A 12,886-nucleotide genomic window follows, 5' to 3' on the forward strand; every position below is an offset into this window, starting at 1 on the left:
ATTCTTCCAAAACCCACCCAGCAAAAAATCGTTGACTTAGTCCGTCAATCCCATGAGGCAAGAAAAAAGGCAAAAGAACTCTTGGAAGAAGCAAAAAAAACGGTTGAAAATTTAATAGAAAGTCTTTAACCAAAAAAACATAAATGACCAGACTAACCAAAAAAGACGCCTTAACATTTCTAAAATCCGCTGACCTCTTAGGTCTCGGCATGATGGCTGACAGGATGAGAAAAAAACTCCATCCTGGCGGCATTATCACGTTCATCATTGACCGCAATATCAATTACACAAACATCTGCATAAACAAATGCAAATTCTGCGCATTTTACAGAAATGAAGATGACCCCGAAGCGTATGTGTTAACCAAAAGAGAGCTTTTTAAAAAAATAAAAGAGACCATTGTCTTGGGCGGCACGCAGATACTGATTCAGGGCGGGCTTCATCCTGAGCTTGACATCAACTTCTATGTGGACCTTTTAAAATCAATAAAGAAAAAATTCAATATTCATATACACGGCTTTTCTCCGCCTGAGATTTCATACATGGCGGATAAGGCAGGTCTTGCGCTCAGAAAGACTATAAAAATTTTAAAAGACGCAGGGCTTGATTCCATACCCGGAGGCGGCGCTGAGATACTCTCAGACAGGGTAAGAGAAAGAGTCAGCCCTAAAAAAATAGGCAGGGACAAATGGCTTAAGGTAATGGAAGAGGCGCACAGACTCGGAATGAAAACCACAGCCACTATGATGTTCGGCAGTGTTGAGGAACCGGAGGACATCATTGAGCACCTTGATGCCGTAAGAAGATTACAGGATAAAACAAATGGGTTTACGGCATTTATTCCATGGAGTTTCCAGCCGGGGAATACTGAATTAAATCAGGGGTCAGGGGTAAAGGGTAAAGGGTTAAAAGCTGCAAAAGATAATAAATACACCTTACGCCTTACACCTTACGCCTTACGGTTGTACCCCGCCACTGCTGTTGAATACCTTCGCATCCTTGCGCTTTCAAGAATCTATCTGGATAATGTCCCCAATATTCAGGCGTCCTGGGTGACTCAGGGGATTAAGACGGCGCAGGTGGCGCTCAGATTCGGCGCAAATGATTTCGGTTCAACAATGATTGAGGAAAATGTCGTTGCAGCAGCAGGCGTGAAATATAAAGTTTCCATTAATGATATCATGGATGCTATAAAATCCGCCGGCTTTAAGCCCGCCCAGAGGGATATGTATTACCGCAGGATTAAAATATTGAAGGATTAATTGACAGAATCCCTTGCAAAGTATTAATCTAAATATTTGCAACGGACGCTTAGCCCGTTGAATTATCAGTATAATTATAAGGAATGCAATGTGCCGCTTAGTTGCCATAACATCAGATAAATATTTCTCTCCGATGGAGAATGTCCTGGCCCTTGAGACGATGAAGGAAGGGCATGACGGCTCAGGCATGGGTCTTGTGCTCAAGAATTTAGGCGGCGAATTTGAAAACCTGAAGGAATTTCCCGTGCTTTCCGCTATATGTTCAAAGGACGGGATGAATGCGCTTGACAGCTATATGGACAGGCAAGGGTTTAAGCCGATACATACATGGACCCCAAAGATAAAACCGGTTAAAGGCGTTCAGGCAAGGGATTATTATTTTGCACGGGTCTATGACTACCCGCCTGCAATAAAGGACAGCCCAAAAGAGGAAAAAGAAGGGCTTTTATTAAAGACAAGGGTAGCGCTGAGGGCCATGGGCGAGGCTGATGAATCCATTATTGTATTTTCTTTTTATCCTGATGTGCTCTCGCTTAAGGAGGTCGGCGACCCGCTTGAGCTTTCAGAGTTTTTCAGTCTTCATGATGCTCCGCTTAAGGCAAAAATCATCTTTGCCCAGGGCAGGCAGAACACCAATTATGCAATAAACCTTTATGCATGCCACCCATTTTTTATTCAGGGATACTTTTCAATGACAAACGGCGAGAATACGGCATTTGTGCCTATCAGGGAATATCTTACAAGCAGGGGCAATCCCGGCTATATAGGATACAACAGCGACAGCGAGGTATTTACGCATATTCTTCATTATATATGCAGGGATCTTGCATATCCACTTACATACTATAAAGACGTCATTACCCCGCTTAAGGATTCGGAGATAAACAACCGGACGGACAGGGACGCTGTGAGGCTTTTAAAAATGTCTTTGAGGCCGCTTTGCATAGACGGGCCTAACTGTGTGATAGGCGCTGCCCCGGACGGCGCTACGTTTATGGTGCAGGATTCCAAAAAATTAAGGCCCGGCGTTGTTGGAGGAGTGAAGGGCCAATACGGGCTTATGTCCGAGGAGTGCGGGCTTGACAGCGCAATCCCTGAGAGGGATAAATCTAAGGATATATTCCCCATGAAATACGATATGGTCATCATCAGTCCTGATGCCGGGGAGGTGAAGGTATGGAACCAGCTTCACGGTTAGACCAAAATCATGAGTTGACCTTCAGAGAATTCCCTTACATAATTCTCTGGCGGGAAGACCGCTGCATGCGCTGCGGCAAATGCACTGCCGTGTGCCCTGTGAAGGCGATAGAGCCTGCGGTTTCCCTGCAGAGGCTTGTAAAGTCAGAAGACAGTGTGCCGGCCCCCTCCCTTGTCAGGAGCATTACCCATGTTGTTAAGCAGGTAACGGACATAGAGCGTTACTGCACCGGCTGCGGGACTTGCACGCTTGTCTGTCCCACGGCGGCAATAATGCCTGAATACAATCCATTCAACAAATTCCTGTTTTATAAAAACAGGGGCGGGGAGCCTTACAGAAGGGGCGGCAGGAGAAACGACCCCTCAGCCTCAACGCTTGATAAGCTGAAATTCACAAGGATATCCATGCTTACCGACCCTGCGCTTGATGCAGGCAGGCATGAATTTTACATACGCACACTTTTGGGCAGGATCCCTCCGGCGGACAAACTGCCGGTAAAGGCGGCAGACGGCAGGCTGATTGTTGACAAGGGCGAATTCATACCGCCTGTGCGTGAGATATATCCGATTATGATAGGCAGCATGTCTGTCGGCGCGCTTTCTCCGCCTATGTGGGAAGGTCTTGCAATGGGCGTCGCCTATCTGAATGAAGCAGAGGGCCTGCCTGTTGTCATGTGCTCAGGCGAAGGCGGCATGCCCCCCCGGCTTTTAAAATCAAGATTTCTTAAATATTTCATACTCCAGATCGCCTCCGGCTATTTTGGCTGGGATGAGATTATTCATGCCCTTCCTCACATGAAAGAAGACCCGTGTGCAATAGAGATTAAGTACGGGCAAGGCGCAAAGCCCGGTGACGGCGGGCTTTTGATGTCTTACAAGGTGCTGAAGCTGATTGCAGAGATACGCGGCGTTCCGAAGTATGTGGACCTTGCGTCTCCGCCTACGCACCAGACAAAATATTCAATTGAGGAATCAGTGGCAAAGATGATCCAGTCCATGTCAATGGCGTGGGGATTCAGGGTCCCGGTGTATCCGAAGATTTCAGGGACCAAGACGGCGCAGGCAGTTTTAAATAACCTTGCGCGCAACCCCTATGCGGCAGGGCTTTACATAGACGGCGAGGACGGAGGCACGGGTGCGGCTTACAATGTCTCAATGGATAAGATGGGGCATCCGATTGCGTCTAATTTGAGGGACTGTTATCTGGACCTTGTAAAGCAGGGCAAGCAGAATGAACTGCCCTTGATTGCGGCTGGCGGCGTAGGCAAGACAGGGAACCTGGCGGCGAATACGGCGGCGCTCATTATGCTCGGCGCATCGGCGGCCGCTATGGGGAAATACATAATGCAGGCGGCCGCAGAGTGTTTCGGCGATGAATATAACCGCTGCAGTTTATGCAATACAGGCAGGTGTCCGAGGGGCATTACAACGCAGGACCCGAAATTATACCGGAGGCTGGACCCTGACAAGGTAGCTGAGAGGGTTGTTGAGGTATTTAAATCAGCGGATATTGAATTAAGGAAAATATTTGCCCCTATGGGAAGGTCCACTCAGCTTCCTATCGGCATGTCAGACGGCCTGAGCGTCGGGGATAAAGAGATTGCAGAGAGATTAAAAATAGATTATGCGTGTTAACAAAAAAGAGGTTCAACATTGTTAAACGTTGTTTAAGATTGTTCAAAAAGGGATAAAGATGTTTAAATCGTTTAACATTGTTTAAAATTAAACGACTTGAACAACGTTGAACTTGTCGTTTATTGAACTGATTAAACAATGTTGAACTGTTAGGTAATATTAGACTGCTTGAAAAATATTTAACAGGATAGATAGAGCTAACAGATGAAACAATTTGTAATTAAAGGCAACATTGACGGCAAACGGGTACCGTCCCGTATACTTGAGGAACAGATACAGGAGGCGGTGCGCGACGGCGTGTGTGATATCCATATAATTGCCGACGGTCAGCACGGCATCGGCGGACGCATATGGCCGAGGGACAAAAATATTCAAATCATGGTTGAAGCGCCTGTGGGACAGCGGGTCGGCAGTATGGGAATGTCCGGCACGGAAATTATTGTGAAAGGCAGCGCATCCGATGACGTGGGCTGGCTTAACTGCGGCGCAAAGATTACTGTGTTGGGAGATGTCACAAACGGGGCGCATAATGCAGGCGCACAGGGAATACTTTATGTACAAGGCGGCGGCGGCGCGCGATGCGATACGATGACAAAGCACAACCCGAGATTTGAGCCTCTGCAGTCATGGTATTTCCGCGATGTCGGAGATTCCTTTGCCGAGTTTAAGGCGGGCGGCATTGCAGTAGTATGCGGGGTCAATCCGCGGAATCCTGAAAATATCCTCGGCTACAGGCCGTGCGTCGGCATGGTCGGCGGCGCTATTTATTTCAGGGGCGCAATGCAGGAATACAGCAGGAAGGACGTTAAATGCGTTGAACTGACGCCTCAGGACCGGCAGTGGCTTACTGAAAACATGAAGCCGTTTCTCAAGGCGATTGACCGCACTGATTATTATAATGAACTGACAAATTCTCCTCAGAGCTGGAAAAAAATTATTGCGTATACGCCTGTTGAAAAGGCGGAAAAAAAGAAAACTCAGAAAATATCGGCTGCTGAATTCAGGGTAAAGACCTGGGAGGCAGAAGTAGGCAAAGGCGGTATTTTTGCAGAATATATGGCGCATCCGCTGACAATGCTTCCTTATATAACAACAGACGCTGACAGGCGAAATAAGCCGGTATGGAATAATGAAAAATATGCGCCTCCATGCGCTTTTAACTGTCCTACCCACATACCGACACATAAACGCGCGCGCCTTATCAGGGAAGGCAGGATGCGCGATGCGCTTGAGCTTGTGCTTCAGTACAGTCCCCTGCCTGCCACTGTATGCGGACAGATATGCCCCAATCTCTGCATGCAGAGCTGTACAAGGGGAATGATTGACAAGCCTCTTAATGTGCAGGAACTGGGAAGGTTAAGCCTTAACCTTAAGGCGCCAAAAAGGGCAAAACGCACCGGTCATAAGGCAGCAGTTGTAGGCGGCGGCCCTGCCGGACTTTCAGCCGCTTGGCAGTTAAGCCTTAAAGGGCATGACGTGGACCTTTATGAGGCTGAAGATAAACTTGGCGGCAAAATAGAGTTATGCATTCCGAGGGAAAGACTGCCTCACAAAATACTTCTTAAGGAGCTTTCAAGGTTTAAAGAAGCAGGCGTCAATGTACATCTCGGGAAAAAGATAAACGGGAAAGAATTTGAAAAGATATGTAAAGCGCATGAAGTTGTTGTGGTTGCATGCGGGGCGCATGAGCCTCGCAAACTTGAGTTTCAAGGCTCTGAGCATGCAGTGCCTGCGATAGAATTTTTAAAGGGGATTAATTTCGGCGAACTTCCCTCTCTGAAGGGTAAAAAAGTGGTTGTCCTAGGCGCGGGCAATGTCGGAATGGATGCAGCCTCTCAGGCGTTTGAGTGCGGCGCTGCCTCGGTCATTGCAGTGGATGTGCAGAGGCCTGCGGCATTCGGCAAAGAAATGGAAATAGCAAAAGCAAAGGGCACAGAGATAATTTATCCGAAATTTGCAGACAGGTACGACAAAAAGGCAAAGAAGATTTACTTTAAAGACAATACATCAATGGATGCAGACTTTGTTGTTATTGCCGTAGGTGAGACGCCGGCAGTGGATTTCCTTCCGCCCGGCATCCATACTGAAAAGGGCTGGATTGCAGTGAATGAACTTGGGCAGACATCAGACGTCAAGGTCTTTGCAATTGGAGATGCAACAAAACCCGGACTTGTCACTCATGCAATAGGACAAGGGCGGGTTATCGCTGATGTCATTCATTCACAGATGATGCACTATGATTACATGCCCGAGATAAAACAGGCAATCCCTTATGATAAGGTAAAAAGTGTCTATTACGAGCGCTGCGGGATGGATGAGTTTTCAGCAAAAAAAGATGCTGAGAGATGCCTTTCATGCGGCGCATGCCGCGACTGCCACATATGTGAAAGCGTATGCTACTGGGGCGCAATCAGCCGGATAGAGAAGAAGCGGTCATATGAATATGTTGTTGATGACAGTAAATGCATCGGCTGCGGCTTCTGTGCAGGGACTTGTCCCTGCGGCGTATGGGAAATGACGGAAAATATTTAATGGAGGGAAATAATTATGAAACTTAGGGGTTTATGTCTGGCAGTTATTTTTGTTTGCTTCAGCATGACAGCGCTTGCGGAAAAAGAGCAGGCAGTTAAAGGCGCATCCGAAACCATTATTGCACAAATTGATTTTCCTTCATGGATAAAAGAGTCTTTAAAGATAAGCCCTGACGGCAAGCGAATAGCTTATGTGGTTTTTACGCTTGACAGAAAACAGTTTGTTTATGTTGATAATAAAGAGGAAAAGAGATATGACGGCATTCTGATGAATACGCCGGTCTTCAGCCCAGACGGCAAACATATGGCATACGCCGCTCAGACGGATAAAAAATGGGTTGTGATAATTGACGGTAAAGAGGAAAAAAAATATGACAACATCGGCGCAGGCTCCATGACATTCAGCCCTAACGGCAAACGTGCGGTTTATGCGGCGGAGTCAAACGGCAAGTGGGTTGCAGTTGTTGACGGCAAGGAAGAGAAACAGTATGATGGAATTGGATTTCTCGGTTTCAGCCCTGACGGCAAGCGAATCGCTTATGCCGCTAAGTCAGAGGGCAAATGGTTTGCAGTGATTGACGGCAAGGAAGAGAAACCGTATGAGGGGCTTGGATTTCTTGTTTTCAGCCCTGACGGCAAGCGAATTGCTTATGCCGCCAAGTCAGAGGGTAAGTGGTTTGCGGTAATTGACGGCAAAGAGGAAAAAAAATATGACAACATCGGCGCAGGCTTCATAACATTCAGTTCTGACGGCAAACGTGTGGCTTATACTGCCAAGTCAGGCGGCAAATGGTTTGCGGTAATTGACGGCAAAGAGGAGAAACAGTATGACGGCATAAACACAGTTATTTTCAGCACTGACAGTAAACACACGGCTTGTGTAGTACGTTCAGGGGGCAAGGAGTCTGTGGTAATTGACGGCAAAAAAGTTAAACAATATAACGCAATCGGTTCCCTTGTTTTCAGCCCTGACAGCAAGCGTGTGGCATATACAGCGCTGACAGGCGGCAAGTGGTTTGCAGTTATTGGCGGTAAGATAGGGGAAAAATACGATGATATCAGGGGCGGTTCTCTTGTGTTCAGCCCTGACAGCAAGCGTGTGGCTTATGCGGCGCGTACAGGAGATAAATGGTTTGCAGTAATTGACAGGAAGCAAGGTAGACAGTATGATGATGTTAAGGAAACAAATTTTAACTTTAGCAGTGACAGCAAACATATTGTTTATATAGCTCAAAGCGATAAGAAATGGCTGATGGTTACAGAATGAAAAGAAGAAAAAATTTTGTGCAGTAAGATTTTAGTTTTAAATAAATGAAGTCTTCTTTGGACAATAAAACAGCCCTTATCCTCCGCAAAAACAGGGAACTTACCGCAATCCTTGAAGTAAGCAAAGTCCTGACTGCCTCATTTGCGCTTGAACAAAATCTTTCTTCTGTCATGTCAACTCTTGCAAGCCTTTTAGAAATGCAGAGGGGGTGTGTCTTTTTGCTTGATTCAATGTCAAAAGAGCTCCGAATAATTGCGGCGCATGGGCTTGCAAAAGAAAATATTGAAAGAGGGAAATACCGTATAGGTGAAGGCATTGTGGGCCGGGTAGTTGAAAAAGGGGTTCCGATGGTAATTCCCAATATCGGGAAGGAACCGCTTTTTCTGAACAGGACAGGCTCAAGACCCAAAAAGGACGGCATTTCATTTCTCTGCGTTCCGGTTAAATTTAAGAATGAAATGCTGGGCGTGCTGAGCGTTGACAGGATTTATTCAGAGGAGGAAGGCGATGTTGACGACGACCTCAGGGTTTTAAATATCGTGGCCTCGTTAATAGCCCAGTTTGTCAAACTTTGGGAAAGCTTTGAACGAGTTGAAAAAGAAAAGGAAAGCCTTAAGAAAGAGCTTAAGGGCAGGTATAAAATTGAAAACATTATCGGGCATTCAGACAGGATGCAGGAGGTGTTTGAGGCTGTTCACCGTGTTGCCCCGTCAAAGGCATCAGTCATTTTAAGGGGTGAGAGCGGCACAGGCAAAGAGCTTATAGCAAAGGCGATTCATTACATGAGCCCGAGGAGCAAGGGGCCGTTTATAAAAATCAACTGCGCATCAATACCCGAAGGACTGCTTGAATCAGAACTTTTTGGTCATGAAAAAGGGGCGTTTACCGGTGCAATCGCATCAAGGAGCGGCAAGTTTGAGACGGCGGACAGCGGCACCATTTTTCTTGATGAAATCGGCGACCTTCCAGTAACCCTTCAGCCCAAGATATTGCGCGTGCTTCAGGAAAGGGAATTTGAAAGGCTGGGCGGCGAAAAAACGATAAAGGTTGATGTTAGGCTTATTGCCGCAACAAGTAGAAATCTTGAAGACCTTGTTTCCAAAAATAAATTCAGGGAGGATTTGTATTACAGGCTTAATGTCGTGCCAGTATTCCTTCCTGCGCTTAGGGACAGAAAGGAAGATATCCCTATTTTGATAGAGCATTTCCTTAATCTATTTAATGAAGAAAACAAGAAGAGCATCTCAATATCGCCGGAGGCGCTCAGGGCGCTTGTAGAATACGACTGGCCGGGCAATGTAAGGGAGCTTGAAAACACTATTGAAAGGCTTGTTGTGATGTCCGGCAGGAATACAATAAAGGCATCTGACCTGCCGGTGAGTTTGAAACTGCCGGCGTCAGTGGAATATCATGGAAAGGAGCCGGTAAAGACAGGACTTAAGGACATAGAGAAGACAATGGTTATCAATGCCCTTGAAAAAACAAACTGGGTTCAGGCAAAGGCCGCTAAACTCCTTGGAATAACTCCCAGACAAATAGGGTATAAGATTAAGAAACATAGAATTATAGAGTAATCGCCATCCTCACCCCCGCCACTTTTTATGTTATAAATCATTCTATTAGAAAAACTTATCACACCTATAAGAAATTATAAAATATCTTGACAATTCAAATGGATTTATTTTATACCAACGACAATTTCTCTCCCATTATTATCTATTTCTGATGAATGGGCTCTTGACCCAATCTATCATTATAGCACTTATTATGATGCTGAGGCTGTTGCAGGTGCACATATATATCCTATAGATAGCGCACTGATAATACCTGAAAATTTTATTTCATTTAGTTATTTAGCCTACAGACAGCATAGTAGTGTTGACTATGCTGTTAATTTTACTGATGGCAGTACTCTTTGGGGGGATGCCTCTTTAGCTCCCGAGCCTATCAGCTCTGTTTTGTTTTTATCAGGAGGTGCAATGTTGGCAGTTAAGGGATATTTTAGAAGGAGAAAATTTAGCAAATAAAAATCTTACATACATGTAACATGTCACGCATGTGTAACATGCGACATGTTGTAATATTTTACACTTTTAATATAAATAATTTATTAAATTATCTTTAAAATCAAATAGTTAATTGTTTGGCACATGAATTGCTTCACTATTATTAGAAACTTAAAAATAAACGGAGGTAGTGATGAAAAACAATAAACATATATCTTTAACGATTGCAGTTGCCATTATGAGTATCTTCCTGATTTCCTCGGTGGCAGGCGCAGCTCAATCTGCAAATCTGACGTATCTTGAGATGGCATTGCCGGGGGGATGGTATCAGTATGATTACACTGCAGCTAATACCTCCACAAACGGAGCAAAACTTTGGACTTTTAACTTCTGGTTTAGTGAAGCGGCGACTTTTACATGGCTGAATGTCCCTACCGGCTGGAGCACAGATCATCCTTTTCTGTCCGGATATGAAGAGACATCAACAGATCCATATACTTTGGCCAATGCCGTACTGCCCGGCAACTCACTCTCAGGGTTTAGATTTAAGAGTGACTATCAGTTAGGGGATATGCCCTTTGAAGCATATTTTATAACAACTTCCGGCGGTCTGTCATCTTCCAGCGGCATGACAAGCGGCACTTCAGTTCCAGTTGTGCCGGAGCCAATCAGCTCAATCCTATTCTTATCCGGCGGTGCAACGCTTGCGGTTAAAAGGTTAAGGAAAAGACTGAACGCCTGATAATGTCACATCAGACGTTTTAAGGTATTCTCATAGACTACTAAAGTTTTTTGCCCGAATAGCACAAACCTGACAAGTTCAATATCTGTGTGCGCTTTAAGATAATCAATAGCCGTTTTAAGCGCAATCTCAGCCGCATCTCCCAGAGGATAACCGTAAGCCCCTGTGCTTATTGAAGGGAATGCAATGCTTTTAAGGCCCTTTGAAGATGCAATCTTAAGACTGTTATGATAGGCATTTCTTAAGAGCGTCGCCTCATTATTAAGCCCGCCCCTGTAAACCGGACCAACTGTGTGAATGACAAATTTAGCCCTGAGATTGCCGCCTGTCGTAATAACAGCTTCGCCTGTTTCGCATCTGCCGATTTTGATGCATTCTTCAAGGATATTTGGACCACCTGCCCTGTGGATTGCCCCGTCAACCCCGCCTCCGCCACGCAGACTGTTGTTTGCGGCATTGACAATTGCATCAGTATCCTGTTTTGTTATATCGCCTTCAGCAAGGGATAAAACGCTTTTATTTACTTTGGCTTCCATGAAAAAAGTCAGTCGCCTTCAAACTCTGTCAGGCAGTATGCCTTATATCCTTTGTCTTTGAGTTTTTTAGCGCCGCCCACATCAGGGAGGTCAACTATAAATGCCATTTCAACCACTACTCCGCCTAATTTCTCAATAAGCGCTGCAGCGGCAAGCGCCGTGCCTCCTGTTGCAAGGAGGTCATCCACAAGCAGCACCCGTGAGCCTTTTTCTATTGCGTCTTTATGTATCTCAACCGTGTCAGTGCCGTATTCCAATTCATACTCATGCCGTACAACCTCTGCCGGAAGCTTCCCTTTTTTTCTTATGGGCACAAAACCCTTGCCGAGAGTGTAGGCCAAGGCTCCGCCTATTATGAAACCACGCGCCTCTATCCCGGCAATGATGTCAAAATTAATATTCCCCTGAATATATCTTTGCGTGAAGTTGTCAATGACAAGCCTGAAGCCCACAGGGTCTTTGATAAGTGTTGTTATATCCCTGAACATAATTCCTTTTTTGGGATGGTCAGGTATTGTCCTGATTCTTGATTTGATGGGCATGGTCGTCCTCCTGTAATTTATAAAATGTGGTAAATTGTCTTTTTGTCGTAATTTTAATGGGATTTGCCGCAACTGCACTCAACATTTTTTATCTTGGGGATAGTTTTCAGAATGAGCTTTTTAACATTTTCGGAATTCTTTCCCATTATTGAAAGTATCATCTCCCAGGTGACAGGCTCTTCGCCTTCTTTCCAGCAGTCGTAATCGGTTGACATTGCTATAGTCTGATAGCAGATGCCGGCTTCTCTTGCAAGTATGACCTCCGGCACAGTAGACATATTAATGACATCTGCGCCAAAACTTCTGAACAGATGCGATTCCGCCTTTGTGGAAAATCTCGGACCTTCAATTGTTATGACTGTTCCGCTTTTATGGTGTCTAATCTCAAGCTCTTTTGCAGAGGCGGAAAGGAGCGAACTCAGGTTTTTGCAGAAAGGCTCGCTCATTGGCGTGTGTATGACTTTTTCATCATGGAATGTAAGCGGCCTGTGCTTTGTGAAATCAATGAACTGGTCAACAAAGACAATGTCGCCGGGTTTTATCTTTTCCCTCAGGGAGCCGACGGCAGTAGTTGCAATAATATGAGTACATCCCTCTTTTTTTAAGGCGTGGATGTTCGCCCTGAAATTAACACCCGTAGGGTATATTGAATGTTTTTTGCCGTGGCGGGCAAGGATAACAATATCTATGCCGTTTATCTTTCCAATGGTAAGAGGGGATGACGGGGTTCCATAGGGGGTTTTGACTTTTTTTACCTTGATGTTCTGCAGCAGTTTCGGGTCGTCCATCCCCGATCCGCCAATGATGCCTATTTTTAAATCTGCCATAGTTTCTCCTTAATATAAGATAATTATTTTGAAAGTGTAGTTAAACAGGCCGCACATTGTTCTAAAATTTATTTAACTTGATAAAAATATTGAAAGCACCTTTACCTGTTATATCACATGAAATATGCCGACAACTATAAGCAAGGTGTACGTTAAGGCATCAAAAAATAAATTTTTCACAACATCCGTCCTGTTTTTGTTAAGTAACAAGATAAAAAAATACGATGATGAAAGTCAAGAAGATTAATGAAGACTATTGATTTAATTATTAGCCTTTTTTATAATTCCTGCACGGGAGATTAGTTCAGTGGCCTATGGCTCGTTGAGCCAACGGCTCATAG

10 protein-coding genes are annotated in these 12,886 nt (G+C 45.1%); 7 read left to right on the top strand and 3 right to left on the bottom strand.

Annotated features, from left to right (window positions below; genetic code table 11):
* The first annotated feature begins 143 nt into the window (after window positions 1-143).
* The 7 genes from HZA10_05165 (at window position 144) to HZA10_05195 (ending at window position 10,640) form a co-directional block, all read left to right on the top strand.
* Window positions 144-1,262, top strand: coding sequence for a radical SAM protein (locus HZA10_05165; GenBank protein ID MBI5195689.1), 1,119 nt, complete (start codon window positions 144-146; stop codon window positions 1,260-1,262).
* Window positions 1,263-1,350: 88 nt separating this feature from the next.
* Complete coding sequence (locus HZA10_05170; protein ID MBI5195690.1) at window positions 1,351-2,460, top strand: glutamate synthase; 1,110 nt, start codon at window positions 1,351-1,353, stop codon at window positions 2,458-2,460.
* The gene (locus HZA10_05175) at window positions 2,439-4,094 is read left to right on the top strand and encodes a 4Fe-4S binding protein (protein MBI5195691.1); all 1,656 of its coding nucleotides are present in this window, start codon (window positions 2,439-2,441) and stop codon (window positions 4,092-4,094) included. The genes HZA10_05170 and HZA10_05175 overlap by 22 nt, the downstream gene beginning before the upstream one ends.
* A 204-nt stretch (window positions 4,095-4,298) precedes the next feature.
* Window positions 4,299-6,626, top strand: a complete 2,328-nt coding sequence (locus HZA10_05180; GenBank protein ID MBI5195692.1) for an FAD-dependent oxidoreductase — start codon at window positions 4,299-4,301, stop codon at window positions 6,624-6,626.
* A gap of 15 nt (window positions 6,627-6,641) precedes the next feature.
* Window positions 6,642-7,892 carry a PD40 domain-containing protein gene (locus HZA10_05185; protein ID MBI5195693.1) on the top strand — a complete coding sequence of 417 codons (1,251 nt, stop codon included), beginning with the start codon at window positions 6,642-6,644 and terminating at the stop codon, window positions 7,890-7,892.
* 44 nt (window positions 7,893-7,936) lie between these two features.
* Entirely contained in the window at window positions 7,937-9,466 is a 1,530-nt protein-coding gene (gene nifA / locus HZA10_05190) for a nif-specific transcriptional activator NifA (protein ID MBI5195694.1), read from the top strand.
* 625 nt (window positions 9,467-10,091) lie between these two features.
* Window positions 10,092-10,640 (top strand): PEP-CTERM sorting domain-containing protein, encoded by a 549-nt coding sequence (locus HZA10_05195; protein ID MBI5195695.1) that lies wholly within the window; start codon window positions 10,092-10,094, stop codon window positions 10,638-10,640.
* Window positions 10,641-10,645: 5 nt separating this feature from the next.
* On the opposite strand, the gene HZA10_05200 is transcribed toward HZA10_05195, so the two are convergent.
* Genes HZA10_05200 through mtnP form a run of 3 tightly spaced genes read right to left on the bottom strand, consistent with a single transcriptional unit; the run spans window position 10,646 to window position 12,545 of the window.
* Window positions 10,646-11,176: an O-acetyl-ADP-ribose deacetylase gene (locus tag HZA10_05200; GenBank protein MBI5195696.1), complete on the bottom strand. Its 531-nt coding sequence runs from the start codon at window positions 11,174-11,176 to the stop codon at window positions 10,646-10,648.
* Window positions 11,177-11,184: 8 nt separating this feature from the next.
* Window positions 11,185-11,718 (bottom strand): adenine phosphoribosyltransferase, encoded by a 534-nt coding sequence (locus tag HZA10_05205; GenBank protein MBI5195697.1) that lies wholly within the window; start codon window positions 11,716-11,718, stop codon window positions 11,185-11,187.
* Window positions 11,719-11,771: 53 nt separating this feature from the next.
* Complete coding sequence (mtnP, locus tag HZA10_05210; GenBank protein MBI5195698.1) at window positions 11,772-12,545, bottom strand: S-methyl-5'-thioadenosine phosphorylase; 774 nt, start codon at window positions 12,543-12,545, stop codon at window positions 11,772-11,774.
* Window positions 12,546-12,886: the final 341 nt, after the last annotated feature.

This window comes from Nitrospirota bacterium, assembly GCA_016212185.1.
GTDB lineage: Bacteria > Nitrospirota > Thermodesulfovibrionia > UBA6902 > DSMQ01 > JACRGX01.

Bases quoted from the DNA above. Each gene is read 5' to 3' on its own strand.
- HZA10_05165 (MBI5195689.1), top strand. From the start codon at position 144: ATGACCAGACTAACCAAAAAAGACGCCTTAACATTTCTAAAATCCGCT.
- HZA10_05185 (MBI5195693.1), top strand. From the start codon at position 6,642: ATGAAACTTAGGGGTTTATGTCTGGCAGTTATTTTTGTTTGCTTCAGC.
- HZA10_05195 (MBI5195695.1), top strand. From the start codon at position 10,092: ATGAAAAACAATAAACATATATCTTTAACGATTGCAGTTGCCATTATG.
- mtnP (MBI5195698.1), bottom strand. From the start codon at position 12,545: ATGGCAGATTTAAAAATAGGCATCATTGGCGGATCGGGGATGGACGAC.
- HZA10_05170 (MBI5195690.1), top strand. From the start codon at position 1,351: ATGTGCCGCTTAGTTGCCATAACATCAGATAAATATTTCTCTCCGATG.
- HZA10_05175 (MBI5195691.1), top strand. From the start codon at position 2,439: ATGGAACCAGCTTCACGGTTAGACCAAAATCATGAGTTGACCTTCAGA.
- HZA10_05200 (MBI5195696.1), bottom strand. From the start codon at position 11,176: ATGGAAGCCAAAGTAAATAAAAGCGTTTTATCCCTTGCTGAAGGCGAT.
- HZA10_05205 (MBI5195697.1), bottom strand. From the start codon at position 11,718: ATGCCCATCAAATCAAGAATCAGGACAATACCTGACCATCCCAAAAAA.
- HZA10_05180 (MBI5195692.1), top strand. From the start codon at position 4,299: ATGAAACAATTTGTAATTAAAGGCAACATTGACGGCAAACGGGTACCG.
- nifA (MBI5195694.1), top strand. From the start codon at position 7,937: ATGAAGTCTTCTTTGGACAATAAAACAGCCCTTATCCTCCGCAAAAAC.